Source organism: Methylomonas sp. MgM2, assembly GCF_054172045.1.
The window spans coordinates 1-15264 of sequence record NZ_JBSYXO010000034.1; the positions used below are offsets into that span (position 1 = coordinate 1).

Annotated in this window: 14 protein-coding genes; all 14 read right to left on the reverse strand. The window is 52.5% G+C overall.

Going from position 1 to position 15264, the window contains the following annotated elements:
• Positions 1-90 precede the first annotated feature (90 nt).
• Entirely contained in the window at positions 91-309 is a 219-nt protein-coding gene (locus ACW73I_RS18725; RefSeq protein WP_458030959.1) for a hypothetical protein, read from the reverse strand.
• Positions 310-657: 348 nt separating this feature from the next.
• The gene (locus ACW73I_RS18730; RefSeq protein WP_458030960.1) at positions 658-1431 is read right to left on the reverse strand and encodes a TIGR01458 family HAD-type hydrolase; all 774 of its coding nucleotides are present in this window, start codon (positions 1429-1431) and stop codon (positions 658-660) included.
• Between the two features lie 213 nt (positions 1432-1644).
• Positions 1645-2661, reverse strand: coding sequence for a choice-of-anchor A family protein (locus ACW73I_RS18735; RefSeq protein WP_458030961.1), 1017 nt, complete (start codon positions 2659-2661; stop codon positions 1645-1647).
• A gap of 247 nt (positions 2662-2908) precedes the next feature.
• Complete coding sequence (gene alaS, locus ACW73I_RS18740; protein WP_458030996.1) at positions 2909-5518, reverse strand: alanine--tRNA ligase; 2610 nt, start codon at positions 5516-5518, stop codon at positions 2909-2911.
• A gap of 43 nt (positions 5519-5561) precedes the next feature.
• Positions 5562-6041 carry a regulatory protein RecX gene (locus tag ACW73I_RS18745; RefSeq protein WP_458030962.1) on the reverse strand — a complete coding sequence of 160 codons (480 nt, stop codon included), beginning with the start codon at positions 6039-6041 and terminating at the stop codon, positions 5562-5564.
• The gene (gene recA, locus ACW73I_RS18750) at positions 6016-7065 is read right to left on the reverse strand and encodes a recombinase RecA (RefSeq protein WP_458030963.1); all 1050 of its coding nucleotides are present in this window, start codon (positions 7063-7065) and stop codon (positions 6016-6018) included. The genes ACW73I_RS18745 and recA overlap by 26 nt, the downstream gene beginning before the upstream one ends.
• Positions 7066-7212: 147 nt before the next feature.
• On the reverse strand, positions 7213-7767 hold the full coding sequence (gene rimI, locus ACW73I_RS18755) for a ribosomal protein S18-alanine N-acetyltransferase (RefSeq protein WP_458030964.1): 555 nt from the start codon (positions 7765-7767) through the stop codon (positions 7213-7215).
• Positions 7768-7773: 6 nt separating this feature from the next.
• A complete protein-coding gene (locus ACW73I_RS18760; RefSeq protein WP_458030965.1) occupies positions 7774-8619 on the reverse strand; it encodes a uracil-DNA glycosylase in 846 nt (281 codons plus the stop codon).
• 12 nt (positions 8620-8631) lie between these two features.
• Positions 8632-10176 (reverse strand): 2-isopropylmalate synthase, encoded by a 1545-nt coding sequence (locus ACW73I_RS18765; RefSeq protein WP_458030966.1) that lies wholly within the window; start codon positions 10174-10176, stop codon positions 8632-8634.
• A gap of 226 nt (positions 10177-10402) precedes the next feature.
• A complete protein-coding gene (gene ubiB / locus ACW73I_RS18770; protein WP_458030967.1) occupies positions 10403-11971 on the reverse strand; it encodes a ubiquinone biosynthesis regulatory protein kinase UbiB in 1569 nt (522 codons plus the stop codon).
• Between the two features lie 19 nt (positions 11972-11990).
• Positions 11991-12635, reverse strand: a complete 645-nt coding sequence (locus ACW73I_RS18775) for a ubiquinone biosynthesis accessory factor UbiJ (RefSeq protein WP_458030968.1) — start codon at positions 12633-12635, stop codon at positions 11991-11993.
• Between the two features lie 158 nt (positions 12636-12793).
• Positions 12794-13543 (reverse strand): bifunctional demethylmenaquinone methyltransferase/2-methoxy-6-polyprenyl-1,4-benzoquinol methylase UbiE, encoded by a 750-nt coding sequence (gene ubiE / locus ACW73I_RS18780; protein ID WP_458030969.1) that lies wholly within the window; start codon positions 13541-13543, stop codon positions 12794-12796.
• A gap of 8 nt (positions 13544-13551) precedes the next feature.
• The gene (locus ACW73I_RS18785) at positions 13552-13941 is read right to left on the reverse strand and encodes a gamma-butyrobetaine hydroxylase-like domain-containing protein (protein ID WP_458030970.1); all 390 of its coding nucleotides are present in this window, start codon (positions 13939-13941) and stop codon (positions 13552-13554) included.
• A 3-nt stretch (positions 13942-13944) separates the two neighbouring features.
• Positions 13945-15264, reverse strand: coding sequence for an ATP-dependent protease ATPase subunit HslU (gene hslU / locus ACW73I_RS18790; protein ID WP_458030971.1), 1320 nt, complete (start codon positions 15262-15264; stop codon positions 13945-13947).

Below are 15264 nucleotides of genomic sequence, written 5' to 3' on the forward strand. Positions count from 1 at the left end.
CTGCAAACCATGGCCAACCGGGGATATAATCCACTCATCGCTATTCAAATGGCCTTGGCGGGCGATGCTACCGCTAGCGCGCGCGAGTAGTTACACCAGAATTCCCGTAATAACGTCCAACACGCCGCCTTGCATATTGAACGAAAATCCTTGCGCATTTTCAGAAGCTAAACCATCAATACATCCGAATACGCCTACTAATACGACAATAATGCCGATAATTGGCGCCCAAGATGCGTTTACGCCAAACATATAAACATCAGGTGAAACGATGCATAAGGCTGCAATGATTATCCCGGCAACAATCAATGCTCCCCCTTGAATGGTGTACCATCAGGGCTTTGGAGTAAATTGAATTAATTCAGCGGTAATTTTTGACTTCATCATTGTTAATATCCTTCACTCGCTTTTTCCGGGAAATCATGCAAGGCCGTAAGTGCGATTAGCCTAGCGTAATCGCACGAATGTTACGACTATCGTTTCTCCGGTTACGCTTTCACTAATCTACGAAGGCTCTATCGATAAGCACGACCGAATACGATTCGTCCCGCGCCACATTCTGTCGCTCTCATTATTATTGCCCCCCTCTAACGAGAGGCCGGAGAAAAAGTTCTATTCCGCCGTCACAGCCCGATTCAATTCGCGTATTGAGACCAGCTAAATCAAATCGATCAAGTCCGCCACGGAATCGAGTATCCAATCGGGCCGCACCGCCGACGATTTCGCGTACTCTTCCCGGTATTTTCCGGTGCGCACCAATGCGGCTTTCAAGCCGGCCTGCTGCGCGCCGCCCACATCGGAATCGATGTCGTCGCCTATCATCAGCACATCGGACGCGGGCAGTTTTAACTGGTCGACCGCCAAGCGGAAAAAGGCCGGCGAAGGTTTGCCGATGACGACCGCCGGTCTGTCGGTCACATACTCCAGGCCGGCAACGAATGCGCCGATATCCATGCGCAAACCGTCTTCAGTCTGCCAAAACTTGTTTTTATGCAGCGCAATCAGTTGCGAGCCGCCTTTCAGCATCAAGAACGCCTTGTTCAATAGATCGTAATTCCAGGCGTCGCCGATATCGCCGATCACGACCGCATCCGGCTGCGTTTCATCCCGGGGAAAATCCTCAAATTCCTGCTTGATCCTTTCGTCGACCAGCAAGTAACAGGAACGATAAGCTTGTTGCCGCAGATAAGACAGCGCCGCCGACGGCGTGCTGACGATCTCGCCGACCTGAATCGGCAAGCCCATCGCTTGCAGTTTATCGGCTATAGCCGAACGGGTTTGAGTCGTGGTATTCGTGACGTAACGGCACGGAATCTGTTTTTGCTTTAGCCGCGCGATCAGTTTGTCGGCGCAGGCTATCATCCGATCGCCGACGTAAAATACGCCGTCCAGATCGAACAACATCCCGCGGATACCGTTAAAATCAGTCATGGCGTCTCCCGATGCTCAACATCGCTTATTTCTACCGCTAAGCGGACGAGAGTGCAATCCCAACGAAAATCAAGAAAGTCATCGCAAGAAAAAAGAAAACGATTCAGGTCTTGTAATAATGCATGACTACAAGACCTAGCCCCTTTGTACCGTAATCTTTAACCAAACGGAAGATTCCGGCTGACAGGCAGGAAAACGTTTAGAAGATATACGTTACCGTTCCCTTGAAACAATAGACGCACAGCGTTTTTGCCGCATGAGAGGCACAAAAAACAACAATATCCAACCAACGGCAGGCGCGGGTACTTGAGCCGTCAAGAATGGGACATTATGCGCTTCGCCGGTGTATTGGCCAGGCACAAGATTAAGCGAACCTAAAATAAGATTGCCATTGATCTGACCGTTATAGAATTCGGTATTAGCCAAGGGCGCCAGCAAACTGCCTTCGATACCGATCGCATTAAGGTTTAACGTGGTTGCACCGAAAAGATTAAAAATCACCGCCTGGGTAAAAAAGCTATCCTGGCCATTGTCTTTAACTTGCACCCTTTCGCCATTGGCATCTGAACGAAAGAAACCAAAGTTACTCATGCTGACATCGGTGCCGCTGATATTGACCAATGTTTTGGCGTTGTCGGGCACGTCTATCCAAAACGACGTAGTGATGGCTAAGTCGCTAGCGCTTACGGAAAAGACATTGAAATTGGTATCGTACCCGGTTAGCTTGAGATTCCCCCATTCATCCAGACTCGTCTGGCTGCCGTTAGTGCTTAAAGCGCTCCACGCAGAAGACTTCGCGATTAGCTCCTGCGCCACCGAAGTAAAGTCGATCGGATTACCTGCAATGTAACTGCCATTCGGCCGATTGGGATCATCGTCACTGTAAAAACCGGCGGTTTCCGCGATGTTAGCGATTCCACCGCTACGAGCGTTTCCGTTGTAGATACGCGAATTGGTCAAGTTTAGATTTCCACCGGCCACCAAGTCATCCCGGGTTCCAAGCGAGTTAGACAACTTCATGCCGATGGAATAATTGTCCAGGCTTAGGTTCCCACCCACCGCCAAGCGCCCCTCTATATCAGAGTTCGCAGCGGTCATGTCTCCCAGAACAAACACGTTGAACTCGCCAGCCGAACCGAAATCGAGTGCGTAAGAATAAGCATCGCCGCTTGCAAACACCGCGGCAAGCATAAACGTTGCATGTAAGACTAATTTTCGACTTTTATTCATGTGCTTTTCCCTGGACAAGCTGTAATCATCTGCTGACATAGCGAAATTGGGATTCTATCATCACCGTTTTGTTCATCGTAAGCGCACAGAAGGGCAATAAGCAGATAGAGGGCAGGTCTTGCGATAAAGCATGTTATCAAAGCCCCCTTTTGGCCGGCTGCTGATTGTTGAGGACTACGCCGCTATCACCTCAGATTTCGAAGTGATAGCGGTTAAATATGGGAAGTGAGAGAAATCGGTAAAGCGATTAGGCCAGGCGCTGTTTGACCCATTCCGGCACGGCCTGCAAGGCTGCCGCCAAATTGGCCGGATCGTTACCGCCGGCCTGCGCCATGTCCGGACGTCCGCCGCCTTTGCCGCCGACCTGCGTGGCCACGAAGTTGACCAATTCGCCGGCTTTGACTTTATCGGTCGTGTCCTTGGAAACGCTCGCGATCAGGCTGACTTTGTCGCCCGCAACCACCGCCAATACCAATGCCGCCGTTCCGAGTTTGTTTTTTAATTGATCGGCCAAGTCGCGCAAGGCTTTGGGGTCGACGTCGTCAACCTTGACGGCCAGCACCTTGACGCCGTTGACGTCGACGGCCTGCGCGGTCAATTCGTCGCCGGCCGAACTGGCCAGCTTGGCTTTCAGCTTTTCCAGTTCTTTTTCCAGACTGCGGTTTTTTTCCAGCAACTGCTGGACTTTATCCGCGGCTTTGTCGGCCGAGGTTTTCAGCGCGCCGGCAATGCTCTGCAAGGCTTTTTCGCGCTGCTCGACCCATTCCAGCGCGGCCTTGCCGGTCACGGCTTCCAAGCGCCTGACGCCGGCCGCGACGCCGGTTTCGCCTATGATCTTGAACAAGCCGATATCGCCCGCTCGATTGACGTGAGTGCCGCCGCACAGCTCGGTGGAAAAATCGCCTATCTTCAGCACCCGCACTTCGTCGCCGTATTTTTCCCCGAACAAAGCCATCGCCCCGGCTTGCATCGCCTCGTCCTTAGCCATCACTTCGGCCGCGACCGGATTGTTCAAACGAATCTGTTCGTTGACCATGTCCTCTATGGTAGCGATTTCCTCTGCCGTCATCGGCTCGAAATGCGAAAAGTCGAAGCGCAAGCGTTCCGCATTGACCAGAGAACCTTTTTGCGCGACATGCTCGCCCAGCGTCTTGCGTAACGCGGCATGCAATAAATGCGTGGCGGAATGGTTGCGTTCGGTGGCTTTGCGCGCCTCTTCGTCGACACCAACCTCGCAGGCCTGGCCGGTATTGATCGTGCCTTGCACGACCTTACCCTTGTGCAGGAACAGCGTGCCGCCCTGTTTTTGGGTGTCCTGGACCTCGAACACGGCGCCGCCGCACTCGATCACGCCGGTGTCGCCCACTTGGCCGCCGGATTCGGCATAAAACGGGGTTTGGTCCAATATCACGACGCCTTCGTCGCCGGTCTCCAGGCTTTCGACCGACTGGCCTTTTTTGAACAAACCGACGATTTCAACCGAGCCGTTCAAGCTATAGTAGCCTGTGAATTCGGTTTCGCTGTCGTGCTTGATATCTTGATCGTAATCGGCGGCAAAACCGCCGCCGGCGCGGGCGCGGTCGCGCTGGGCGCTCATTTCCACTTCGAAACCGGCATGATCCACGCTTAGGTTATGCTCGCGGGCGAAATCCGCGGTCAGATCGACCGGAAAACCATAGGTGTCGTACAACTGGAACACGACGTCGCCCGGAATCACATGGCCGTCGAGTTTGGCAACACAGGCTTCGAGTATCTTCATCCCTTGTTCCAGCGTCTCGGCAAAGCGCTCTTCCTCTTTCTTGAGCACCCGCTCGACTTGCTCTTGCGCCTTGGTCAGTTCAGGGTAAGCCTCGCCCATTTCGGCCACCAGCGGCGCGACTAATTGGTAAAAGAAAATTTCCCGTATGCCCAAGCGGTAGCCATGTCTGATCGCGCGGCGCACGATACGGCGCAGCACGTAGCCGCGGCCTTCGTTGGACGGCAGCACGCCGTCGGCCACCAAGAATGCGCAAGAGCGGATGTGGTCGGCGATGACGCGAAGCGAACTGTTGTCCAGATTGTCCGTGCCGGCCAATTTCGCGGCCGCTTTCAGCAAACTCCGGAACAGATCGATTTCGTAATTGCTGTGCACGCCTTGCATCACAGCGGCGATGCGCTCCAGGCCCATGCCGGTATCGACCGACGGCGCCGGCAGCGGCGTCAGGTTGCCGTCCTTGTCGCGGTCGTATTGCATGAACACCAGGTTCCAGACTTCGATGTAGCGGTCGCCGTCTTCGTCGGGACTGCCGGGAGGTCCTCCGGCAATATGCTCGCCGTGATCGTAGAAGATTTCGGTGCAAGGTCCGCAAGGACCGACATCGCCCATGGACCAGAAATTGTCTTTGGCGCCGATGCGCGAAAAGCGGGTCGGGTCGACTTTGACCTCTTCCAACCAGATGGCTTCGGCTTCCGAATCTTCGTCGAATACGGTCACCCATAAACGCTCCGCCGGTAAGCCCAACTCCTTGGTCAAAAAATCCCACGCGAAATGAATCGCTTCGCGCTTGAAATAATCGCCGAAGCTGAAATTGCCCAGCATTTCGAAGAAAGTGTGATGGCGCGCGGTATAACCGACGTTCTCCAAATCGTTATGCTTGCCGCCGGCCCGAACGCAACGCTGACTGGTCGCGGCGCGGTTGAAATCGACTTTTTCCCGGCCCAGAAATACGTCTTTGAACTGCACCATGCCGGCGTTGGTGAATAACAGCGTCGGATCGTTACCCGGCACCAGAGAACTGGAAGGGCGGATCGCATGGCCGCGTTGCCGGAAAAACTCCAAAAAGGCGGTCCGTAATTCCGCACTGGTCATTTTTTTCATCATGGATACGTCGGTTATTTTGTAACTAAATTCAGATTGGAATTTACCTAGATATCTTTATATTCGATTCCGCAAACAGGCGTTTTATCATTTCGGCGCTAAATCCGCGTTGCTGCAAAAACCGGGTGCGTTTTAACCATTCATTTTGCGGCACCGACTTATGATCGTCGTATTTTCTATGGTACAGCTCTGTCAACAAAACTTGCCAACCACCTAATTCGTCGGCCTGTTCGTCCAAATCGACGTCGCCTATGCCGCGCTGCTGGAGTTCGTAGCGTATGCGTATCGGGCCGTAGCCAGCGGCGATGCGTTGACGCACATAGCTTTCCGCATAGCGACCGTCGTTTTGCCAATTTTTTTCGGCCAAGCTGGCGACGACCGGCTCTACGTCCTCGTGCCTAAATCCGCGTTGAGCGAGTTTGTCCAGTAACTCTTTTTGGCTGTGCTCGCGCCGCGCCAGCAATCTTAAGCATATCGCTTCGGCCTGCCGCCGCCGCTCAATCGCCGTCGACGAACTCTGCATCCGCATCATTGTGCGCCGGTGCCGAAGTCACGCGCCCGGCGAAGGCTTTTTCGCGAATCGCTTTTTCCAATTCTGTTGCTTTTTCCGGATTGTCCCGCAAAAATTGCTTGGCGTTTTCCTTGCCTTGGCCGATTTTCTCGTCCTTATAGCTGTACCAAGAACCGGATTTTTGCACGAAACCGAACTCGACACCGAGATCGACCAATTCGCCGTAGAAGGATACGCCTTCGCCGTACAAAATCTCGAAATCGGCTTGTTTAAACGGCGGCGCGACCTTGTTTTTGACGATTTTGACCCGGGTTTCGTTGCCGATCACCTCGTCGCCTTTCTTGATCGAACCGATGCGGCGAATGTCCATGCGCACCGAAGAATAGAACTTAAGTGCGTTACCGCCGGTGGTGGTTTCCGGATTGCCGAACATCACGCCGATTTTCATCCGGAGCTGGTTAATGAAAATCACCAAAGTATTGGAACGTTTGATGTTGGCGGTCAGCTTGCGCAAGGCTTGCGACATCAAACGCGCCTGCAGACCCATGTGCGAGTCGCCCATGTCGCCTTCGATTTCGGCTTTCGGCGTCAAAGCCGCGACCGAGTCGATCACGACGATGTCGACCGCGCCGGAACGGACCAGCATATCGGTGATTTCCAGGGCCTGCTCGCCGGTATCCGGTTGCGAGACCAGCAAATCGTCGATATTGACGCCGATTTTTTCGGCATAGACAGGGTCGAGCGCATGCTCCGCATCGACGAAAGCAGCCGTACCGCCCAACTTTTGCATCTGGGCGATGGTTTGTAAGGTTAGCGTGGTTTTACCGGACGATTCCGGCCCGTAGATTTCGATGATACGCCCACGCGGCAAACCGCCGCAGCCCAAGGCGATATCGACGGTCAATGAACCGGTGGATACGACTTCGACATCGCGGGTCGCGGCGACATCGCCCATCCGCATCACAGAACCCTTGCCGAACTGTTTTTCGATTTGCATCAATGCGGCGCCTAACGCTTTTTTCTTGTTCTCATCCATTTCTGTACCCGGAAAATCTGTGATTGGAGAAAAGAGGCATTATCACACAGAACCGCCCGTATAAAACAGCATCATCCGCGCCTATTTATAGGCAAATGAACGAAGCCACGGCGAGCGGGTTATCGCATCGACGCTCTGAACATCGGCCTACAACATCGGCACTAAATCCAGCGCAAACATGATCGCGTCTTCCCTGCCGTCCTTAGCGGGATAATAACCTTTGCGTACGCCGATCTCTCTGAACCCGACTGACCGATACAAGGAAACCGCCCCCACGTTGCTAGGGCGCACCTCCAAAAATAACGTTTCCGCTCTTGGCCGCGCATATTCGATGACGCGCTCCATCATCTTGCGGGCGGCGCCTTGCCGCTGAAAATCCGGGCTGACGCTGATGTTCATGATATGCGCCTCCCCCGCCATAACAGATAAAATGCAATAGCCGACAATCACGTCGTCGGGCACTTCGCAAACCCAGTTAATATAATTCATCGCCCGAAAACAATCCTTGAATACGCCTTCGGACCACGGAAATTGATAATTCATCGCTTCGATTTTCAATACGCTGGGCAGATCGGCATGATCCATCTTGCGCACCCTGATCAAATCTTTGGCCTGAACCGAATCCGGAAATACCTTGGCATAAAACTCGCGGTCGGCGTCGTAAATCACGGAGTCTTTCAGTTTGTGCAACAATTTCCACATAGCTAATTATTGTTGTTTGAGTGATTGATAAAGAGACCATGCAAACTGCAAATCGTCCCAGGCTTTGGCTTTTTCGGTCAATGAACGTAACAGATAAGCCGGGTGGTGCACCACCACCAACGGATATTTTCCAAAACGGTGCTCCACGCCACGCAATTTTGCCAAAGGTTGCTGAGTTTTGAGTAAATTCTGTGCGGCGACACGCCCGACGGCAAGAATGATTTTAGGTTGTACCAGTTCAATTTGCCGCAGTAAAAAATGATTGCAGGCTGCGACTTCTTCGGCCTGCGGGTCGCGGTTGCTAGGCGGCCGGCATTTCAACATATTCGCAATAAATACCTGTTCGCGTTTCAAACCGATCGCTCGCAACATTTCGGTTAATAGTTGACCGGCCCGGCCGACAAAGGGCTCACCCTGTAAATCTTCATTTTGCCCCGGCGCTTCGCCGATCAGCATCCAGTCGGCATGATGATTCCCGACGCCAAACACAGTTTGTGTGCGAGTCTCGCATAGTTTGCAAGCTCGGCAAGCCGCCACTTCCTTTCTTAAATCGGACCATGTCCCTTCGTCGTCGCGGTGGGACCGCGTTTCATCAAACAATGCCGGCGACGAGGAACCCGCAATCTCGTCCGGCACAAAAGCGGAGGACTCACCGGCTTCGTTTAAGGCCGACGGCTGTCCGACCTCAGCCACCAGCCGCCGATCCTGAACTTCGTTATCTTCATCCATTTCGGCGTTTTGAGACAAAGCTTCGCCGCTGAGCAACGGCGGCTTATTGAGGGGTTGATGCCTGGACACCCAAACATCAATTCCCATCGCTTCCAGATACTGCAAGCGTGTCGCGCTATCCATCACAGCCTAGCGTCAGACATCGCCTTTTTGCGGATGCTGCCGTTTATCCGGGCTTTGCAGCTTGTTTACCGCATTGATATAAGCCTTGGCCGACGCAATCACGATGTCGGTATCGGCGCCGGACCCGTTAACGATACGGCCGGCTTTCTCCAAACGCACGGTCACTTCGCCTTGGGCATCGGTACCGGTCGTGATGTTATTGACCGAATACAAGGCCAAGGTCGCACCGGTATTGACCAGACTCTCGATCGCCATTAAGCTGGCGTCCACCGCGCCGCCGCCCTGCGAGGTGCCGGTCAGTTCCTTGCCGTCGAGCCAAATGGTAACCGTCGCGTTCGGCACTTCGCCGGTTTCGGAACAAACCTTCAACGATACCAACTTGATATATTCGTCTTCGGCTTCGAAGCTTTGTTCGGAAATCAAAGCCTGCAAGTCCTCGTCGAAGATATCGTGCTTTTTGTCCGCCAATTGCTTGAAGCGGAAGAACGCATCATTCAATTCGGCTTCGCCGGCAAAATCAACCCCCAGTTCTGCCATACGGGTTTTAAATGCATTACGGCCGGAATGCTTGCCCAACACCATGCGATTGGTCGTCCAGCCTACGTCTTCCGCCAGCATGATTTCGTAGGTTTCGCGGTTTTTCAAGACACCGTCTTGGTGTATGCCCGACTCGTGCGCAAATGCATTCGCTCCGACGATGGCCTTGTTCGGCTGCACCGGGAAACCCGTAATCGACGATACCAGCTTGGAGCAAGTCACGATTTCGCGGGTATCCAAACCGGTGTCGCAGGGAAAGAAATCCTGGCGAGTGCGCACGGCCATCACCACCTCTTCCAGCGAGGCGTTGCCGGCGCGTTCGCCCAAGCCGTTGATCGTACATTCCACTTGCCGCGCACCGTTCATAACCGCCGACAATGAATTGGCCACCGCCAAACCCAGGTCGTTATGGCAATGCACCGAGAAAATAGCCTTGTCCGAGTTCGGAATGCGCTTGATCAAATTGGCAATCGTCGCGCCAAACTGTTGCGGCATGCTGTAACCGACGGTATCCGGAATGTTCAATGTCCGGGCACCGGCATCGATGACCGCTTCCAGAATCCGGCATAAGAAGTCTTCTTCCGAACGGCCGGCGTCTTCCGGCGAAAACTCGACATTGTCGGTATACTGCCGCGCCCGTTTGACGGCCCGCACCGCATACTCGATCACTTGTTCGGGCGTCATATTCAGTTTTTTCTGCATATGGATCGGCGACGTCGCGATGAAAGTATGAATGCGCGAGCTATTAGCACCTTTTAACGCTTCGCCGGCGCGATCGATGTCTTTATCCAAAGCTCTAGCCAAACCGCAAACGGTGCTGTCTTTAATCGAACCCGCCACGGCTTGTACAGCATCGAAGTCCCCTTGACTAGCGGCGGGGAAGCCTGCTTCGATCACGTCGACTTTCATGCGTTCCAACGCTTTGGCGATGCGGACTTTTTCATCGCGCGTCATGGACGCGCCCGGACTTTGTTCGCCGTCACGCAAGGTTGTATCGAAAATAATCAATTTATCTTTCATGAGAACTCCGTCATGAAACGTTCGGCGTGGACGCCGAAGAAACAGAAAAGGGTAATTTATTAAAATATATAAGGATAGATTGCTTGCCCCTCAGGGCAGCAATCTTAAAGACAGGGCGAGCAACAGCCAACCGCCAATCGGCAAATTTTGAAAAGCCAATATTATGGTTGGTGAATGAGTGTTCATGGCACCGCACTATACTGCATTAGTAAAAATGGCTCAAGCGTTAGCCATGCAATAATGGAGATTGCAGTAACACTGCAGCGGTGATCATAGCGGCACTGGTCAGTATTGCCCATAAAGTCCGACGATTATTGCGGCTAAGCTGTTTGCGCAACTGCGCCATCTCCTGATTGTGCCGCAATATCTGTTGCTGCATGTGGGCGTTGCTTTGCAGAGTCTGGAAAATCAAATTCGGTATTTCCGGCAACTGTTCGGTAATCTCCGGAAACTTGCCAAACAGCTCTCTCACCTTTACGGCAGGCCCCACGCGCTCTTTAAACCAGTTCTCTAAAAACGGCTTGGCGGTCTGCCACAAATCCAAATCGGGATAGAGCTGCCGACCTAATCCTTCGATATTCAGCAAGGTTTTCTGCAACAACACCAATTGCGGCTGCACCGCCATGTCGAAACGGCGAGCGGTTTGAAACAAGCGCAACAGCAACAAACCGAAAGAAATATCCTTCAACGGCTTTTCAAAGATCGGTTCGCAAACGCTACGGATCGCGGCTTCGAACTCCTCTACCCGCGTACTCGGCGGAACCCAGCCCGATTCGATGTGCATGCGGGCTACCTTACGGTAATCGTGATTGAAAAAGGCTAAGAAGTTTTCGGCCAAATAGCGTTGGTCCGAGTCGGACAAGCTACCGACAATGCCGAAATCCACCGCTAGATATTTATCGGGCAATTCAACAAAGATATTGCCGGGATGCATGTCCGCATGGAAGAAATTGTCGCGGAACACCTGAGTAAAAAAGATTTCCACACCCCGTTCCGCCAGTTTCTTGAAATCGGCATTGCCGTCGCGTAGTGCCTGAATATCGCCAACCGGAATGCCGTGTATCCGCTCCATCACCAATATTTTGCGGCGAGTCAAAGGCCAATGGATTTCCGGAATATATAACGATTCTGAGCCTTTGAAATTATTCCGGATCGCGCTGGCATTGGCGGCTTCCCGCAATAAGTCGAGCTCATCGAGAATGGTTTTTTCGAACTCCGCTACGACCTCCGTGGCCCGCAAGCGACGGGCATCGCTCCAGAAACGCTCAGCCAACCGAGCTAATTCATATAACAGCCCGACGTCGGAATGAATCTTGTCCGCAACATCGGGCCGCAATACCTTGACAATCACTTTTTCGCCCGTCTTCAGCTTAGCGGTATGCACCTGCGCCACCGATGCGGAAGCCAACGGCCGCGGATCGAATTCGTCAAAAGCGTCTTCAACCGGCTGTCCCAGCTGTTCTTCAATGATGGCTCTTGCGGTATCGGTTGAAAACGGCGGCACCCGGTCTTGTAACTTGACCAGTTCCTCAGCGATGTCGTCCGGTAACAAATCTTTTCGAGTGGATAGCGCTTGGCCGAACTTGACATAAATCGGCCCTAAATCTTCCAGGGTTCGCCGGATTCTGACGCCGCGCGGTTCTCGCGCTTTTCGTAACCAATAACTCGGCGACAGGTACACCAAGTATCGAATCGGTCGAAATAAATGGGTTTTTAAAACAATTTCGTCCAGGCCGTGAGACATCATCACCCAATTGATATGAATGAGGCGCATGAGAGTTTTAGGACGAATCACGATAGATACCTTTGGGCTATTAAGCGGATTTGGTTTCGTTTTTCACGGCGGAAACCAGACGATCGATACGTGCTTCGATGCGATCGACATCCGAACGACAAGCATCGATTTCTTGAAAAATTATTTCGGCTTCGGCTTTAGCGGGTAGATCGCGCGTTTCTTCCTGTAAAAATTCTTCCAAATTCAAACGAAAGCTCGTCAAACTGTGCTCGGTCCAATCGCGACTGCCGCGTAAAACGCCGGCCAATCCGTGCGCGAAACGCTCGCCGGTATATCTTGCCAACTTGGCTTCCAACTTAAAATCCAATTTTTCAAACAGACGTTGGAATTTTTGCGCAAGCAAAGTGTCGCCGGATATCTTGACCTTGCCTTTAAAAAGCGAGCGCATCGGCGTAGCGCTGAAGCCCATCAATCCCAACGCCGATAAGGAACCACATAGGGTTGCATCGGCCTCGCCTTCATAATGTTCGATTAACTGAAGCCGGCCGTAGCCCGGACACAAATATAGAGTCAGATCGAGCGATGTGATATGCACCGCCAGAACTTTACCTGCCATCGGCGTCAGGTAGTCTTCCAGGCGATCATCCAACATCAAATAAGCATTGATCCCGGTTTCCAGGGCTGCTATGAGTAAAGGTTTGATCTGCAGAAAATCATTGGGCATTAGCGAAACTGTTGTTTAAATTGTTTTGGGTAATCGCGGATAGCTCCGTTATCAACATCCGAATAAAAGGCCGTCCGGCCCCGGTCTTGGAAATGGTCATGCTCCGCCGGGTTCAACCCTCCCAAGCGCCATGTCTTCCCTGAGAGCAACAAGGCGGTTTAGAATTTATACCCCCTATGCACCGCGACAATGCCTTGCGTCATGTTGAAATACTCGCAACGCTCAAATCCGGCCTCTTCCATCATGCGCTTCAGATCGTCTTGTCTAGGATGCATGCGAATGGACTCGGCCAAATAGCGGTAGCTGTCTTCGTCCTTCGCAACGACGGCACCAATTTTAGGCAACAATTTAAATGAATAAAAATCGTAAAGCTTTTCGGTGACGGGATCGGTAGGATGCGAAAACTCCAGTACGATCAGCCGTCCACCCGGCTTCAGTACGCGATACATAGAACGCAAGGCGGCATCTTTATCGGTGACATTGCGCAATCCAAAACCGATAGTCACGCAATCGAAGCTATTGTCGGCGAACGGCAGACACTCGGCATTGACCTGAGCATAGCGAATATTACCGGCCAAGCCTCGATTTATCAGGCGATCGCGACCGGTACGCAGCATGGCCGCATTGATGTCGGCCAGCACAATTTGACCCGTTTTACCCACTCTTTTTTCGTACAGCACCGTCAAATCGCCGGTACCGCCGGCCAAGTCCAGCACCCGGTCACCTTCGCGCACATTAGCCAGTTGCACGGCAATACGTTTCCAAATTCGGTGAATACCTAAGGACATCAAGTCGTTCATCAGGTCGTACTGATTGGCAACCGAATCGAAAACGCCGCGCACCAACGCGACTTTCTGGTGTTTGGGAACTTGTTTAAAACCGAAATGGGTAGTGTCTTCGTTGGTCATATGAACTTTTAATTGTGTAAGGGCGATTTACGGCTGATGCCGGCCGCTTTCAGCGTTTCCAAATATTGAGACCACAGCAGCGGAAACTCCGAACCCAGCTTATACAGCAAATCCCAGGAATAGATGCCGCTATCGTGACCGTCGCTAAAGGTCAAGGCAATCGCGTAATTGCCGACCGGACGTACATCGGTGATAGTAACGTCTTCTTTACCGAACTGCAGGGTTTCCTGGCCCGGACCGTGACCGACTGCTTCGGCCGACTGTGTGAAAACCCGTAGATATTCGGCCGGCATTTCGAAAATACTGCCGTCGTCAAAATGAACTTCCAATATCGCCGAAACCTGATGCAGTTTGATTTCGGTGGGCTGATGTCCGCAAGGGCTAATGTTAATGCGCATAAATTACAAAATATAGCGGCTAAGATCTTCGTCGGCAGCCAGCTCGCCGAGATGGGCATCGACATAAGCTGCGTCTATACTGATCGTTTTTTCCACCATATCCGGCGCACTGAAGGAAATCTCCTCCAGCAGTTTTTCCAATATGGTGTGCAAGCGGCGGGCGCCGATATTTTCTACGGTTTCGTTAACTTGCCAACCCAGTTCTGCGATACGCTTGATACCGTCTTCCGAAAACGCGACATTGACGCCTTCAGTTGCCAACAGCGCTTGATATTGCTCGGTTAACGACGCATTGGGCTCGGTTAAGATACGAACGAAGTCATCGGCACTCAGTGCGCTTAATTCGACCCGAATCGGGAAACGGCCTTGTAATTCAGGGATCAAATCCGACGGCTTAGTCAGATGAAAAGCACCCGATGCGATAAACAAAATATGGTCGGTTTTGACCATACCATATTTAGTGGTGACGGTGCTGCCTTCCACCAGCGGCAGCAAATCGCGTTGCACCCCTTCGCGCGACACCTCACCGCCACTGACTTCCTGGCGCTTGCAAATCTTGTCGATCTCGTCCAGAAACACGATACCGTGTTGCTCGACGGCTTCCAATGCTTTTTGTTTGATTTCGTCTTCGTTCACCAATTTGGCCGCTTCTTCTTCCTGCAACAATTTCAGCGCGTCCTTAATCTTCAATTTACGCGTCTTGGTCCGTCCGCTGCTGAGGTTTTGGAACATGCCTTGCAGCTGATTGGTCATTTCCTCCATGCCCGGCGGCGCCATGATTTCCACGCCGACCGACGGCGCGGCGACATCGACTTGAATTTCCTTTTCATCTAAATCGCCTTCGCGCAGTTTTTTACGCATTTTCTGACGGGTGGACTGCTCCGACTCCGATAGCATACCGCCTTCGGCGCTCGGCAAAAGAATGTCCAATACTTTTTCTTCAGCGGCATCGGCAGCGAGATTTTCGACTTTTTCCATCGCCGACATCCGAGTCATTTTGACTGCAGTATCGACCAAGTCTCGAATAATAGATTCGACGTCGCGCCCGACATAACCCACTTCGGTAAACTTAGTCGCTTCTATTTTGATGAAAGGTGCGTTGGCAAGCCTCGCCAGGCGGCGGGCAATCTCGGTTTTACCGACGCCGGTCGGCCCTATCATCAGTATGTTTTTCGGGGTAATTTCCTCGCGCAGTTCCGGTGACACCTGACTGCGGCGCCAGCGGTTACGCAGGGCAATGGCGACGGAACGCTTGGCTTCCGCTTGACCGATGATATGTTTATCTAATTCGCTGACGATTTCTCTGGGTGTCATTTGACTCAT